Source organism: Catenulispora rubra, assembly GCF_015356825.1.
GTDB classification, from domain to species: domain Bacteria; phylum Actinomycetota; class Actinomycetes; order Streptomycetales; family Catenulisporaceae; genus Catenulispora; species Catenulispora rubra.
In genome coordinates this window covers 1-14775 of sequence record NZ_JAACYW010000103.1, presented here as the reverse complement: position 1 = coordinate 14775, position 14775 = coordinate 1, and the positions used below count along the sequence as shown (strand labels likewise).

Sequence of the window (14775 nt, the reverse complement as noted above, 5' to 3'; positions counted from 1 at the left end):
ACTGTCACGTTATTCCCCATTGAGCGCAGTAGCGCGCAGCGTTTCCGTAACGGGTGGTGGTGGGAGACGGGTGGGCGTAACCCCCGTGTATGCGACTTTCGTCGGTCTCGTTAGCAGGTCTCGCGCCGCCTGCACCGTTACAGTCGAGACAACGGATGACCGGCTCACCGGCGACGGGAGAGAAGCGATGACCTCCACGGCAGTGCGGCGCGGGCTGGTTCTGGGCGGCGGGGGCATGCTCGGCGCGGCCTGGATGGTCGGGTCGCTGTCGGTGCTCAGCGAGGCGATCGACTGGGATCCGCGGGAGGCCGAGATGATCGTCGGGACGTCCGCCGGCGCGGTCATGGCCGCGCTGATCGGGGCCGGCGCCAGCCCCGAGGACCTGCACGAGCACCAGCTCACCGGCCGTATCGACCAGGGCCCGCTCACCGGTGTGGAGTTCGACTACGCCACCGCGGCCGGCGGCGCGCATCCGGAGCGTCCCAAGCTGCGGCTGGGCTCCGGGCCCCTGCTGGCCCGGACCGCGCGCCACCCCCGCTCCGTGCCCCCGACCGCGGTCATGGCCGCCGCCATACCGCCCGGCCGGGGTTCGCTCGGCGGCGTCGGCGACCTGGTCGAGGCGCTGCCCCGGACCGCCGACGGCTGGTCGCCGCACAAGGCGCTGCGCGTCGTGGCGCTGGACTTCACCACCGGCGAGCGCGTGACCTTCGGCAGCCCGCGGGCGCCGCACACCACGCTGGCCGAGGCCGTGACCGCCTCCTGCGCGATCCCCGGCTGGTTCGCGCCGATCATCATCGACGGCCGCCGCTATGTGGACGGCGGCATGTGGTCCGCGACGAATGTGGACGTGGCCGCCAAGCAGAGCTTCCAGGAGATCGGCGAGGCGGCGCTCGACGAGCTCTACGTTCTGGCGCCGATGGCGGTGCGCGGCTTCAACGGCCCGCCGCACAGTGTCATGGAGCGTGTGGCGCGCCGCTATAGAAGGGCCGTGACACGGCGGATGCTGATGGAGGCGCAGAAGGTGCGCGCGGACGGCACCAAGGTCATCGTCTTCTGCCCGACCGCGGACGACTTCGAAGCCATCGGCCTGAACGTGATGGACGGCGACCGCCGCCCGCAGGTTCTGGAGACCGCCATGCGCACCACCCGCGAGCAGATCGAGGCGCAGCGCACCCTCCCGTAGAACTTCGCTATAGCGCTCCACGGCGCGGCGCACTCCATCGCACGGCAGAAGGGGATAATGGCGCAATGCGCGTCTACCTTCCCGCGACCCTGTCAGTGCTCGCCGAGCTCCACAAGACGGGCCGTGTCACCCCCGCGCCGCTGACGGCGTACGCGGTCACCCCCGCGCTGCGCGAGTGGTACACCGAAGGGGACAGCGAGGAGTTGGAGTACGCCGCCCTGACCGACGCCGCGCGCGCCTCCCTGCGCCTGCTGGCCGAGGCGCCCGAGTCCCCCCGCCGCCGCGTGGTGGTGGCCGCCGAGGTCCCCGACGCGCACGCCCAGCCGGTCCTCGACGGCGCCGAACCCGGCCTGGTCCGCGTCAACACCGAGATCCCCCTGTCCTGGGTGGCCTCCCTCCACGTCGACGACCCCGGTGTCATCGACGAAGTGGCCCTGGCGGTGGTCCTCCTCGGCGCCGCCGAAGCCGGCGACGAGGACGCGTCGTTCACCGTGGACGGCATCGACGACCACGAGCTGCTGTGGTACGCGACGCAGGAGCTTCCGGATTTGTTGGGCTAGCCGGCGGGTCCCGCGGATTAACAAAAGCGTCACCCACAGGCAGCAAAATCCCTTGCCGCCCGCCGATAGCCTGTCCAGGTGATCGTGCCGATGAATCGTGAGCCGTTGCACCTCGTCTGGGACTGGAACGGCACCGTCCTGAACGACTTCGAGATCATCCTGCGCTCCACGAACGACTCGTTCAGCGACCATGGGCTGCCGGCGATAACGGCCGATCAGTACCGCACGCAGATCAAGATGCCGATCCGCTCCTTCTACGCCGACATCCTCGGGCATGAGCCCGGGGACGAGGAATGGGAGGCGCTGGACGCCACCTTCCACAAGTACTACGTGGCCTACGAGCGGGAGGCTCGGCTCTCCGACGGGCTGCCGGACCTGTTCCGGGAGTGGTCCGGGCGCGGGCATTCGCAGTCGCTGCTGTCGATGTACCACGACGACAAGCTCGTCCCCGTGGTCCGGCACCACGGCATCGACCGGTACTTCGAGCTGGTGCAGGGCACCACGCCGCCGCGGCCGGCGCGCAAGGGGCTGCACCTGCGGGACCATCTGGCGCGCCTGGGGGTGGATCCGGCGCGGGTGGTGCTCATCGGCGACTCGCCTGACGACGCCGCGGCCGCTGCCACAGTCGGGGCGCACGCGATCCTCTACTCCGGCGGGTTCGCCGCCGGGCAGTCGTTGCGGGCCACCGGGGCGCCGATAGCGGACAGCCTGACGGCCGCCGTGGCGCTGATCGACGAGGTCATGGCCGATGCGGCGGCGGCCGGCGAGGGCTGAGCCGGTACGTCGATCGGCGCAGTGGTGTGGCGCACCGCTCACGGTCGCGGTGGGATGCGGACATGGCTGCGCACGCGAATGAGCACGACCCCGTCACCGGCGCCACGAAGGTCCCCGTCCCGTACAACGAGCCGGTCCTGACCCACGCGCCGGGGACCCCCGAGCGTGCCGCCCTCACCGCGAAGCTGGCCGACCTGGCGGGGCACCACCACGACCTGACCGCGACCATCGGCGGCGTCCGGCGCCCCGGCGGCGGCGACCCGATCGACGTGGTCCAGCCGCACAACCACAAGGCCGTCCTCGGCACGCTCCGCAACGCCACCCAAGACGACGCCCGCGCCGCCGTCGCCGCGGCCCGCGAAGCCGCCCCGGCCTGGCGCGCGCTCTCCTTCGACGACCGCGCCGCGATCCTCCTCAAGGCCGCGGACCTGCTCTCCGGCCCCTGGCGCGCGACCCTCAACGCCGCCACCATGCTCGGCCAGTCCAAGACCGCGCAGCAGGCCGAGATCGACAGCGCCTGCGAGCTGATCGACTTCTGGCGCTTCAACGCCGAGTTCGCCCGCCAGATCCTCGCCGAGCAGCCGCCGGAGAACGCGCACGGTGTGTGGAACCGCACCGACCACCGCCCCCTCGACGGCTTCGTCTACGCGATCACGCCCTTCAACTTCACCGCCATCGCCGGCAACCTGCCGACCGCCCCGGTGCTGATGGGCAACACCGTCATCTGGAAGCCCTCGCCGACGCAGCAGCTCGCCGCGCACGTCACCATGCGCCTTCTGGAGGCCGCGGGCCTGCCGCCCGGCGTCATCAACATGCTGCCGGGGGACGGCCTGGCGGTCTCCGAGGTGGTCCTCGCCGATCCGCACCTGGCCGGCATCCACTTCACCGGCTCGACCGCCACGTTCCAGCACCTGTGGCGCGTCGTCGGCGAGAACATCGCGGCCTACCGCGCCTACCCGCGCATCGTCGGCGAGACCGGCGGCAAGGACTTCGTCCTGGCGCACCCCAGCGCCGACAAGGCGGTGCTGAAGACGGCGCTGACCCGCGGCGCGTTCGAGTACCAGGGCCAGAAGTGCTCGGCGGCCTCCCGCGCCTACATCCCGCGCTCGCTGTGGCACGGCGCGGGGCTGCGCGAGGAGTTCTCCGCCGAGGTCGACGCGCTGAGCATGGGCGACCCGACCGACCTGTCGCACTTCATGGGCGCCGTCATCGACGCCCGGGCCTTCGCCAAGCACCGCCGGGTCCTGGACATCGCGCACGCCGACGACACCATCCGCATCGCCGCCGGCGGCACCGCGGACGACTCGGTCGGCTACTTCGTGCGCCCGACCGTGATGGTGTGCACGAACCCCGAGCACGAGATCTTCTCGACCGAGTACTTCGGCCCGCTGCTGTCGGTGTACGTGTACGAAGACAGCGACTACGACCGCGTCCTGCACGGCGTCGAGGGTGTCACCGACTACGCCCTGACCGGCTCGATCATCGCGCAGGACCGCACGGCGGTCGCCGAGGCGATGAGCGTGCTGCGCTTCGCCGCCGGCAACTTCTACATCAACGACAAGCCGACCGGCGCCGTAGTCGGCCAGCAGCCCTTCGGCGGCTCCAAGTCCTCGGGGACCAACGACAAGGCCGGCTCGGCGCAGAACCTGATGCGCTGGACGTCCACGCGCTCGATCAAGGAGACGTTCGTCCCGCCGACGGACCACCGCTATCCGCACATGGGATGAACAACGGCGGTGTCGGCGTCGCTGCCGGTTCAGCTGCCGGCGCCAATGCCGGTGCCGTCACGCCCCCACTCCTGCGAAGCCTCCTTGGCCATGGTCACCATCGCGCCCAGGAACCCGGCGATCGCCTCCAGCTTCTCGTCGTCGTAGCGGTCCAGCAGCCCGACCGCCATCGTGTTCATCCCGGCGAACAGCCGCACGATCTCCCCGACCCGCTCGCGCACCGGCTCGATGAGCACCACGCGGCGGTCCTCGGGGCTGCGCTCGCGGGTCACCCAGCCGGACTTCTCCAGCTTGTCCAGGATCCCGGTCATGGTCGCCGGGTGGATCCCCAGGCGCTGGCCCAGCGCCTTGGCGCTCATCGCGCCGTCGCGCATCAGGACGTCCAGCGCCTTCATCTCGACGTCCCGCAGCCCCACCTGTTCCCCGGCCCGCAGGTTGAGCACCGTCATCACCACGCCCATCTCGCGGATGGTGTCCGTGATCTGGTTCATGGTCCGGCGGCGTTCGCGGGAGCCCGCAGCCCCGGTGGATGATACGGAACTCATATGATACCTTCTTCGTAACGTACGAAACTCAAAGTAAAGCGTACCGGAGGGGGTCTCCCGTGTCTGCATCCTTCCTATCAACCGGCAGAGGCAAGCTCATTCTGCTGTTGTTGTGCGGCGTCGCGTTCCTGGATCTGGTCGACGCCTCGATCGTGAACGTGGCCTTGCCCTCGATCCGCGAGGATCTGCACTTCAGCACCCAGAACCTGCAGTGGGTGACCAGCGGCTACCTGCTCACCTACGGCGGCTTCATGCTGCTCGGCGGCCGCGCCGCGGACCTGTTCGGACGGCGCCGGGTGCTGCTCGCCGGGACCACGGTGTTCGGGGTCGCCTCGCTGGCCGGCGGCTTCGCGAACAGCGCCGGGCTGCTGGTCGGCGCGCGGCTGACGCAGGGCGTCGGGGCGGCCCTGATGATGCCGGCCGCCTTGTCGCTGCTCACCACCACGTTCAAGGAGGGTCAGGACCGGACCAAGGCCTTCGGAGTGTGGGGCGCGGTCGCCGGGCTGGCCTCCGCGGTCGGCGTGCTGGCCGGCGGGCTGCTCACCGACGGGCCGGGCTGGCGCTGGGTGATGTTCGTGAACCCACCGCTGTCCGTGGTGATCATGGTGGGCGCGCTGCGCATGTTCGAGCCCGAAGACAAGCGGGTCTCTTTCAAGGGCCTGGACCTCGTCGGCGCGTTCCTGGTCACCGCGGGGATGCTGTTGCTGGTGTTCGGTCTGGTGAAGGCGCCGGACCAGGGCTGGGGATCCAGCCGGACGGTGCTGGAACTGGCCGGGGCGGGGATCCTGCTGGTGGCGTTCATCATCAACGAACGCTTCAGCAACAACCCGCTCTTGCCGCTGTCGGTCTTCCGGATCCGCGGCCTGGTCGCCGCCGACGTGACGCAGCTGGTCGGGGTCGCGGGCTTCATCTCACTGTTCTTCTTCCTGACGCTCTACATGCAGAACGTCGAGGGCTACTCGCCGATCCGTGCCGGCCTGGCCTACGTGCCGATCACGGTGGCCGTCGGGATCGGGGCCGGGGCGGCGCCGAAGCTGATCGGCAAAGTCGGCACCCGGCCGGTGGTGGTGACCGGCGCCGCGATCGCGTCGGTCGGCATCTTCCTGCTGGCCCAGCTGAAGGTGCACGGCTCGTATGTCAGCGGCCTGTTGCCGGGCATGGTGATCATGGCGGTCGGGCTCGGGCTGCTGTTCGTCGGCATCTCCACGGCGGCCAACGCCGGCGTCCCGCACCACCAGGCGGGCCTGGCCGCGGCGCTGTTGAACGCCTCGCAGCAGGTCGGCGGTGCGCTCGGGCTCGCGATCTTCGCGGCGATCTCCACGGCGCGGCTGAATCACGAGCTGAAGGCCGGTGTGCAGCCCGCGGCGGCGATGACATCCGGCTTGTCTTGGGCACTGACGGCCTGCGCGGTCGCGGTAGCGTGCGCGGCGGTCATCGCGCTGCGGACCCGCAACGTGCACAGCGAAGCGGAGGCCGAGGCGTTGGCCGAGGTGGAGGAGTTGGTCACGGCCGGCTGAAGCTGCCGGAACCCGCGAAGCCTCATCAACAAAACAGGCCCGAAGGCTCTGACGATGGCGTCTGCTATCGTAGAGTTTTCGGGCACAATCACATAACCAGAAAACTGGTACGTGCTTGATTCTGAGGCAGCGGGAGGCGTTTTGTCAAGGGGTACGGAAGAAATCCTCCACGAACAGCGCTATCTGGATCTCCTGTACACCCGCCTCGACGCTCTGCGCGCGCATGCGCAGGGCCAGCTCGCGGGGGTGCTTCAGGCTTCCGGAGGCACCCAGCAGGCCCGGACCGAGCGCGACGGCATGGCTTCGGTCGGCGCGGGCCGGCTGGCGCAGCTGGACGCGGCCGAGGAAGGGCTCTGCTTCGGCCGCCTCGACCTGGACGGCGGCGAGCGCCGCTACGTCGGCCGGATCGGCATCCTGGACGACGACGGCGACTTCGAGCCCTTGCTCCTGGACTGGCGGGCCCCGGCGGCGCGGCCGTTCTACGTGGCGACCTCCGCGGCGCCCCAGGGCGTGCGGCGGCGGCGCAGCATCCGGACCCGGTTCCGGACCGTCGTCGGGGTCGACGACGACGTCCTGGATCTGGACGTGGCGGCCGACGGCGACGCCTCCGGCCTGGTCGGCGAGGGCGCGCTGCTGGCCGCCCTGACCGCCGGCCGCACCGGCCGGATGCGCGACGTGGTGGAGACCATCCAGGCCGAGCAGGACCACGCGATCCGCTCGGAACTGCGCGGGGTCCTGGTCGTGCAGGGCGGCCCGGGGACCGGCAAGACCGCGGTGGCGCTGCACCGCGCGGCCTACCTGCTCTACACCTACCGCGAGCGGCTGGCCAAGCGCGGCGTGCTGATCGTCGGGCCGAACCCGACCTTCCTGCGCTACGTCTCGCACGTGCTGCCGGCGCTGGGGGAGACCAGCGCGGTGCTGGCCACGGTCGGGGAGATGTTCCCGGGCGTGCGGGCCTCGCGGGCCGACTCGGCGGAGGTCGCCGAGATCAAGGGCCGGGCGGCGATGGCGGACCTGATCGCCGGCGCGGTGCGGGCCCGGCAGCGGGTGCCCGAGGACGTGCTGGAGGTCGTGTACGAGGGTGTGAAGTACCGCCTGGACCGCGAGACCTGCATCGCCGCCCGGGAGCTGGGGCGCAAGGCGAGCCGGCTGCCCAACCTGGGCCGCAAGGCCTTCGCCGAGCACGTCATCGACACCCTCGCCGGGCAGGTCGTGGACCGGCTGAACGACGACCCGCACCGCCAGGAGACGCTGGCGATGGTGAACCTGATCGCCGAGGAGCTCGGCGAGGATCCGGCGGAGATGGCCGACGGGGTGTTCCTCGGCCGGGCCGACCGCGAGCAGATCGCGGCGTCGCTGGCCGAGGAGCCGAGCGTGCAGGAGGCGCTGGACTGGCTCTGGCCGCAGCTGACCCCGCAGCGGATGCTGGCCGAGCTGTTCGCCACGCCGGAGTTGCTGCGCGAGGCCGTGGAAGAGGTCGGCGGAGCTTTCGAAGGCGGCGGTGAAGGTACCGGTGAAGGCGCCGGCGCGCCGCTGTTGACGGACGCTGAGATCGACCTGCTGGTCCGCACCCCCGGCGGCTGGTCGGCGGCCGACATCCCGCTGCTGGACGAGGCCGCGGAGCTGCTGGGCGACTCCGACACCGCCGAGGCGGCGGCGCGGGCCGAGGCCGAGCGCCGGGCCCGGATCGCCTACGCGCAGGGCGCGCTGGAGGTCGCCGAGGGCTCCCGGTCGATCGACCTGGAGGACCCGCGCGAGGAGATTGTCACCGCCGTGGACCTGGTCTCGGCCGAGATGCTGGCCGAACGGTTCGAGGAGCGCGACGAGCGCAGCGTGGCCGACCGCGCGATGGCCGACCGGACCTGGACCTTCGGGCACGTCATCGTCGACGAGGCGCAGGAGCTGTCGCCGATGGCCTGGCGGCTGCTCATGCGGCGCTGCCCGGCCCGGTCGATGACGCTGGTCGGGGACGTGGCGCAGACCGGCGACCCGGCCGGCGCGGCGTCCTGGGGCCAGGTGCTGGCCCCGCACGTCGGCGACCGGTGGCGGCTGGCGGAGCTGACGGTGAACTACCGGACCCCCTCGGAGATCATGGCGGTCGCCGCCGAGGTGCTGCAGCGCATCGACCCGCACCTGTTGCCGCCGCGCTCGGTGCGCTCCAGCGGCGAGGAGCCGTGGCGGGTGTCGGTGCCGACGTCTTCGCTGGCTGAGAAGGTCGCCGAGCTGGCGGCGCGCGAGGACTCGGCGCTGGTCGCCGACGAGGGCGACACCGGCCGGATGGCGGTGCTGGTGCCGAACGAGCGGCTCGCCGAGGTGGCCGCGGCGGTGTCGGCGCGGCTGCCCGAGGCGGGCTACGGCTCCGACCCGGACCTGGAGCGGCGCACCGTCGTGCTGCCGGTGCGCCAGGCGAAGGGGCTGGAGTTCGACACGGTGCTGGTCGTCGACCCGGCTGCGATCGCCACCGCCCAGCACGGCGAGAACGATCTCTATGTCGCGCTCACCCGAGCGACGCGGCGGCTCGGGATCGTCGAGGTCACACCGTGAAGACGATCTTCCCGAACGCCTCGCCCCGCTCCATGCGCTCGAAGCCGGTCCGGGCCTCGGCCAGCGGCAGGACCGAGTCGATGACCGGCCGCACGTCGGTCACCTCGCACATCTTGGCCAGCGCCCTGAGCTCGTCCAGCGAGCCCATGGTGGAGCCGATGACGCGCAGCTGGAGGAAGAAGATGCGGGTCAGCTCGGCCGGCGGCATGGCGCCGGAGGTCGCTCCGGAGATGACGATGGTGCCCTCCGGGCGCAGCGACTTCACCGAGTGCGACCAGGTCGCGGCGCCGACCGTCTCCAGCACGGCGTCCACGCGCTCCGGCAGGCGGGCCCCGGACTCGAACGCGGCGTGCGCCCCGAGCTCCACGGCCCGCGCACGCTTCTCCTCGCTGCGCGACGTCGCCCACACCCGGAAGCCGGCGGCCCGGGCCAGCACGATCGCCGCGGTCGCCACCCCGCCGCCGGCGCCCTGGATCAGGACCGTGTCACCGGGCTTGAGGCCGGAGTTGCGGAAGAGCATGCGGTAGGCGGTGAGCCACGCGGTGGGCAGGCACGCGGCCTGCTCCCAGGACAGCGCGGCGGGCTTGGGCACCAGGTTGGCCTTCGGGACCAGGACCCGCTGCGCGAAGGTGCCGTCGTAGACCTCGGTGAGGATGGAGGGCTTGCCGTCCCGCGGATCGACCACGGAGTGGATGATCACCTCGTTGCCGTCCTCGTCGATCCCGGCCCCGTCGCACCCCAGGACCATCGGCAGCTTGTCCTCGCTGATGCCGACGCCGCGCAGGGTCCACAGGTCGTGGTGGTTCAGGGACGCGGCTTTGACCGTGACCGTGGTCCAGCCCGCGCGGGGCGCGGGCTCGTCGCGCTCCCCGAGCTCGAGGCCGGAGAGGGGGTCCTTGGAGTCGATGCGCACGGCGCTCACTGCGAACATGGGGCCGAGCTTAGACCGCGGGCGGTGGTGTGATCCGGCGGCTGTGCGCGCCGTCACGGGGCGGGGTTTCGGGTGCTTCGGTCGGGCGCTTGCTCCAGGTCTTCATCAGGCCCCTCCGTCTCAGGCCGGCGGCGCGGTCCGGTAGACGCTGCGGATGGCGCGGACGTCGGGTGCGACGTCGAACACCGATGCCGGGATGTCGGCGGACAGCGCGGCGAGCTCCTTCTTCACGCGCTTGGCGATGCCGGTGCCGAGCATGAAGCGGGTCGGGGTAGCGGCGCGCTGGGCGCCGTCGAGGAGGCGGAGGGCGCCGGGGCTGCCCAGGTCGGTGTAGCGGAGGTTGAGGAAGGCGAGGTGGTGGGGCGCGGCGGCCAGGGCGGTGGCGATGGTCGCGGCGCCGGACTCGTCGAGGTGGTTGTCGGCGGCGGCGAGGATGGCCGCGGCTTTCACACGGCCGGCGTCGATCAGCTCGACGCCGGCGGTGGCGGCTGCTGCGACCAGGTCCGCGAGGGCTTCCGAGCCGATGTCGTTGCTGGCCACGCCGAGGCGCCGCAGGGCTCCGGGCGGTGCGGTGCGCAGTGCTTCGGCGAGGAGGCGGGCTCCGGGGTCGCCGAGGTGTGCGGCTGAGACGTAGAGCTCTGCTACTGCGCCTGCGGACAGCAGCCTCGCGAGTTCCTGTGCTCCTTCGGCACCGAGCTTGTTGCCGCTGAGGTAGAGGCGTTCGATGGCGTGGGTGTCGGCGGTGTTGCTGCTGGCCTCGCGGCCCGCGTCGATCATGGCGTCCACCAGCGTCGCGACTTCCGGCGCGGCCAGGCCGGTCTGTGTGAGGTCGATCGTGCGCAGGACGGTGCCGGCGCGGACCGTCTCGGCGACGGCGCGCACGCCGTCCGCACCGACCGGGTTCCGCTTCAGCCACAGCGCCTTCACCACGCCGGGGGAGGCGATCAGCCGGCTCGCGATCTCGCAGACACCGCCGCCGCCGATGTTGTTGCAGCCCAGGTAGAGCGTTTCGACGCGGGCTGCGACGGCCTTCGGCGCCACCGCGGCCACGCCTGCGTCGCCGAGCCCGTCGGTGCCGAGCAGGAGGTGCTTCACCGGGCCGCCGCCCTCGGGCAGGGCGTCGGCCACGGCGGCGGCGCCGAGCGGGCCGAGGTCCTGCTTGCACATGTCGAGGCGGCCGTCGGGCAGCGCGGTCCCGGTGGGGAAGGCGGTGCGGGCCTGCACCGGTTCGCCGCGCCGCAGCCAGGCCAGGACCGGCGCCAGCTCCTCGGCGGGGCGTGCGGGGGAGGAGTCGTTCACCATGCCACCGCCCGATAGTCCTTCAGGAACACGCCGTACAACGGCTCGCCGTTCTCGCCGCTGACGATCGGATGATAGATCCGGGCCGCGCCGTCGACGATGTCCAGCGGCGTGCGGAAACCGGCCTCGGCGTGCCGCGTCTTGCTCGGCATCGGCTTCTCGTCGGTGATCCAGCCGGTGTCCACGCTGCTGAGGTAGACGCCGCGGCGGGCGAGCGCCTCGGCGCTGGTGCGCGTCAGCATATTGAGGGCGGCCTTCGCCATGTTGGTGTGCGGATGCCCCGCGGTCTTGTTGCGCACCTCGAAGCGTCCCTCGACGGCCGTCACGTTCACGATGTAGCGGCGCGGGAACGGCGAGCCCGTCATCAGCGGCAGCAGCCGGTCGGCGAGGAGCGCCGGGGCGACGGCGTTGACGAGGTGGACTTCGAGCAGTTCGACGGCGTCGAGCCCGCCGAGCTCCGCGGACCAGGAGTTGCGCGGCGAGGGGTCGGGGAGCAGGCCGTTCTCGTCGACAGCCAGCTCAGGACTGTGCGGAACCGAACCAGCGCTCGCACCCCGATACCCCGCGATCGGCGCCAGCTCCCGAAGCCCACCGCCCAGCTCGGCCGCGGCCCGCCGATCGGCGGCGATCAGCGGCGCGTAGGAGGACTCGGGGCGCCGCACGGTCTGCGCGGCGTTGTTGATCAGGACGTCCAGAGGCTCACCGGCGGCCAGCAGCTCATCGCAGAGCTCGACGACCTGCCGCGGATCGCGCAGATCGAGGCCGGTGACGGTCAGCCGATCGAGCCACTTAGCGCTGTCCTCGACCGCCCGGAAGCGCCGCACGGCGTCATACGGAAACCGCGTGACCACCCGCACCGCCGCCCCATCGCGCAGCAACATCAGCGCCACCTGGAACCCGATCTTCACGCGCCCACCGGTGACCAGCGCCCGCCGGCCGTCCAGCGGCGTGCGGGCCGAGCGCCACGCCAGGTTCTCGGCCGCGCAGGCCGGGCAGAGCTGGTGGTAGAAGGCTGAGACCTCGGTGAAGTGCTGCTTGCAGACATAGCAGCGGCGGGGGCGCAGCAGGGTGCCGACCGAATCCGCAGGCTGAACAGATATGCCAGGCACGACCAGCGATATCTCCGCCTGCTGGTCCGCGCGCCCGATCACTTGCGCGCTCGTCACGGCCGCCTGGCCTGCCACTGCCGACTCGCCTGCCCGAGTGCCAGCAGTTTGTGCCGCAGCCGCCTGGCCCGCCGTCGACTCGCCCGACCGCGTGTCCGTGTACTGCGTCGCGCGCCCGCTTGCCAGCGCGCTCTCCGCAGCAGCCTGGTGTGCTGCGGCCGCCGAGCCGCCCGCCAGAGTGCCTGCATGCTGTGCCGTTGCCTGGCCTGCCGCCGCCGCCTCGCCCGACCGCGTGTCTGCCGTAAGCGCTCCCGCAGCCGCCGGCGCACCGCCCGGCACCGGCACCACCAGCGCCGCATCCTCCCGCCGCGCCGCGCCCCCGGTCGCCGAAGCCGCCAGCACCGCCCGGTCCGCGGCCTCGCGCCGCAGCCGCTGCTCCTTCTGTCGGCGCCGGCGGCCGTCGCGGACGAACGACTCCGCGACGCGCTCCACGCGCAGCCGGACCGGGTCGTCGAGCGGCAGGGCACTGAGTGCCGACAGTGCGCGGCTCAGTTCCTCCGGATCCATGCGGCCCTCGTCCTCCCCAGGTGGCCCCGGCCGGATTCGAACCGGCGTTCCCCGCGTCGCTTGAGTGGATCTGAGCGGTGCGCCTGCCTCTGCGCTACGGGGCCGTTCACGGAATCCTGGCGGAACCCTCCCGCGCCTTGCAAGCCGCGAGGATGCCGACCCAGAAGGCCTGCGCGTCCTCCGAGGCGCCCACTAGGTACGTGGCGCGCAGCTTCGGGGGGAGGTGCGCGGCGAGGCGGATCACCACCTCCTTCTGCTTCTTCAGCTGCGACAGCTCCGCGTTCGCGAACACCTGGTGCACCACGTCGGAGGCGTCGTCGCCCTCGGCGTTGCCCGCCACCGCCTGGGCCAGGCGGCGCTCCCAGGAGTCCACGTCCTCGGCCAGCTCCTTCAACCCCGTGCGCTGCGATCCCGCCAGCCGCGCCGTCAGCGCGCCCAGCGGCACCGGCGCGTACTCGCCGTCGCCGAGGTAGACCAGCCCCTGCTGCAACGGCAGGCCGCGGCCGTGCAGGCGGATCAGGCGCTCCAGGGTGCGCTTCGTGATCCAGGCGCGGCCCTCGTCGTCGATGTCGTTCTTCCACCACTCCAGCACGGTCTCGGCGACCGCCCCGTACTTGGCGATCAGCCACTCGTTCGCCGGGATGTCCTCCGGCGTGATGTCCAGCGAGGCGGTGAAGCGGGAGGCCTGCGCGATGTTGTTGCGCGAGACCAGCAGCTTGCGGCCCACGTGGTACGGCGGGTTCTGCAGCGCGATCTGCGCCCGCAGGCCGCGGATCGGACGCCCCGCCACCGACCACTCCTGCGTGATCTCCATCAGCCGGGCGAACGCCGCCTTGTCCTTCGGCCGGTTGTACTCGTCCCACACCACGGCCTTGGGCTCGTCGCCGGTGAAACCGGCGGCCAGCAGGTTGTCCAGGGTGCCGTCGGGGGAGGGCACCGGGGCGCACAGGTCCTCGACGTTGGTCACCGGCAGCGAGAAGTACAGCGGGTCGCGCCGCAGCACCTCCTGGATCAGCGTCCTGACCACCTCGGTCTTGCCGCAGCCGGGCGGGCCCTGCACCAGCACGCACCACCGGTTCTTCAACGCCGCGCGCACCAGCCGGCGCACCGGGTCGGCGATCGTGGCGCGGTTCGGGACGTCCAGCGCCCCGGCGATGGCGTCCAGGATCTCCGCGGTGCGGTCCACCTCCTGGGCCCGCGTGCCCTCGGCGGGCGGCAGCGCCAGCCGCAGCCGGGTGCCGTTGAGCAGCGGCAGGCCCCAGATCAGCGGGAACCCCTCGGCGGCGTTGGCCAGGATGTGCTCCAGCGTGCGCGGCGAGAGCAGGCGGCGGATCTCCGGGGGCTGCGCCGCCCAGACACGGAAGACGCCGGTCAGGTCGAACTGGCCGAACTTGCGGCGCAGCGCGTCCCGCCACGCGGTGTCGTTCGCCGTCACCCGGATGGTGACCATCCGGTCCAGGATGGCGAAGTCGCTGCGGCGGGCCGCGGTCTCGGCCAGCGACTCGTTGTCGGCCAGGAAGACGCCGATGCAGCCCAGCGCGCGCAGGTCGTGCTCGCCGAGGGTCCAGTTGCAGGCGATCTGCATCAGCTGCGACTGGATCGCCGGGCCCGCCTGCAGCGAGTCGTCGATCAGCAGCACGAACCGGCGGCCCGGCTTGAGCTGCCGCATCACCAGCTGCCGCAGCACCAGCTCGCCGGTGTGCGGGTCCCGCACCGGGGCGTTCACCAGCAGGTCGTCGGGGGCCAGGTTGGCGGCCGGGACGTAGACCAGCTCGGTGTCGTCGTACGCCTGCTTGATGTGCGCGGCGAACGTCGCGGTCTTGCCGATGCCGTGCTCGCCGAAGATCTGCCCGGTCTGGCCCAGGTCGATCATCGCGTCGATGAACGCCTCCAGGGCCGACGGCCGGGCGGCGGCCCGACCCGCGGCGGATCCGGCGGCCCCGGCAGCTCCAGCGGCTCCGGCGGCGCCCGCAGCTCCGGCCGATCCAGCCGCCCCTGCGCTCCCGGCCGCCCCGCCCGCTC

General features: G+C 72.0%; 11 protein-coding genes and 1 tRNA gene. 6 read left to right on the top strand and 6 right to left on the bottom strand.

What is annotated here, in order from left to right; genetic code table 11:
- Positions 1–187 precede the first annotated feature (187 nt).
- The 4 genes from GWK61_RS26035 (at position 188) to pruA (ending at position 4244) form a co-directional block, all read left to right on the top strand.
- On the top strand, positions 188–1183 hold the full coding sequence (locus GWK61_RS26035) for a patatin-like phospholipase family protein (RefSeq protein WP_194912143.1): 996 nt from the start codon (positions 188–190) through the stop codon (positions 1181–1183).
- A gap of 65 nt (positions 1184–1248) precedes the next feature.
- Complete coding sequence (locus tag GWK61_RS26030; protein ID WP_194912141.1) at positions 1249–1743, top strand: DUF6912 family protein; 495 nt, start codon at positions 1249–1251, stop codon at positions 1741–1743.
- A 78-nt stretch (positions 1744–1821) separates the two neighbouring features.
- The gene (locus tag GWK61_RS26025) at positions 1822–2517 is read left to right on the top strand and encodes an HAD family hydrolase (RefSeq protein WP_194912139.1); all 696 of its coding nucleotides are present in this window, start codon (positions 1822–1824) and stop codon (positions 2515–2517) included.
- Positions 2518–2579: 62 nt separating this feature from the next.
- Positions 2580–4244, top strand: coding sequence for an L-glutamate gamma-semialdehyde dehydrogenase (pruA, locus tag GWK61_RS26020; protein ID WP_194912137.1), 1665 nt, complete (start codon positions 2580–2582; stop codon positions 4242–4244).
- 29 nt (positions 4245–4273) lie between these two features.
- On the opposite strand, the gene GWK61_RS26015 is transcribed toward pruA, so the two are convergent.
- Positions 4274–4789 carry a MarR family winged helix-turn-helix transcriptional regulator gene (locus tag GWK61_RS26015; RefSeq protein WP_194912135.1) on the bottom strand — a complete coding sequence of 172 codons (516 nt, stop codon included), beginning with the start codon at positions 4787–4789 and terminating at the stop codon, positions 4274–4276.
- A 59-nt stretch (positions 4790–4848) separates the two neighbouring features.
- Between GWK61_RS26015 and GWK61_RS26010 the strand changes: the two genes are divergently transcribed.
- Together GWK61_RS26010 and GWK61_RS26005 are read left to right on the top strand one after the other, a co-directional pair.
- A complete protein-coding gene (locus GWK61_RS26010; protein ID WP_323747754.1) occupies positions 4849–6306 on the top strand; it encodes an MFS transporter in 1458 nt (485 codons plus the stop codon).
- Between the two features lie 141 nt (positions 6307–6447).
- Entirely contained in the window at positions 6448–8850 is a 2403-nt protein-coding gene (locus tag GWK61_RS26005; RefSeq protein WP_194912130.1) for a HelD family protein, read from the top strand.
- On the opposite strand, the gene GWK61_RS26000 is transcribed toward GWK61_RS26005, so the two are convergent.
- The 5 genes from GWK61_RS26000 to GWK61_RS25980 all read right to left on the bottom strand — a co-directional run bounded on the left by GWK61_RS26000 (position 8840) and on the right by GWK61_RS25980 (position 14626).
- Complete coding sequence (locus GWK61_RS26000) at positions 8840–9781, bottom strand: zinc-binding dehydrogenase (protein WP_194912128.1); 942 nt, start codon at positions 9779–9781, stop codon at positions 8840–8842. The two genes, GWK61_RS26005 and GWK61_RS26000, sit on opposite strands and share 11 nt — an antisense overlap.
- Before the next feature lie 120 nt (positions 9782–9901).
- Complete coding sequence (locus GWK61_RS25995) at positions 9902–11083, bottom strand: leucine-rich repeat domain-containing protein (RefSeq protein WP_194912127.1); 1182 nt, start codon at positions 11081–11083, stop codon at positions 9902–9904.
- A complete protein-coding gene (locus GWK61_RS25990) occupies positions 11077–12753 on the bottom strand; it encodes an SDR family NAD(P)-dependent oxidoreductase (RefSeq protein ID WP_228562955.1) in 1677 nt (558 codons plus the stop codon). The genes GWK61_RS25995 and GWK61_RS25990 overlap by 7 nt, the downstream gene beginning before the upstream one ends.
- 21 nt (positions 12754–12774) lie before the next feature.
- A tRNA-OTHER gene (locus GWK61_RS25985) sits at positions 12775–12857 on the bottom strand.
- A 2-nt stretch (positions 12858–12859) separates the two neighbouring features.
- Entirely contained in the window at positions 12860–14626 is a 1767-nt protein-coding gene (locus GWK61_RS25980) for an AAA family ATPase (RefSeq protein WP_369125611.1), read from the bottom strand.
- Positions 14627–14775 lie beyond the last annotated feature (149 nt).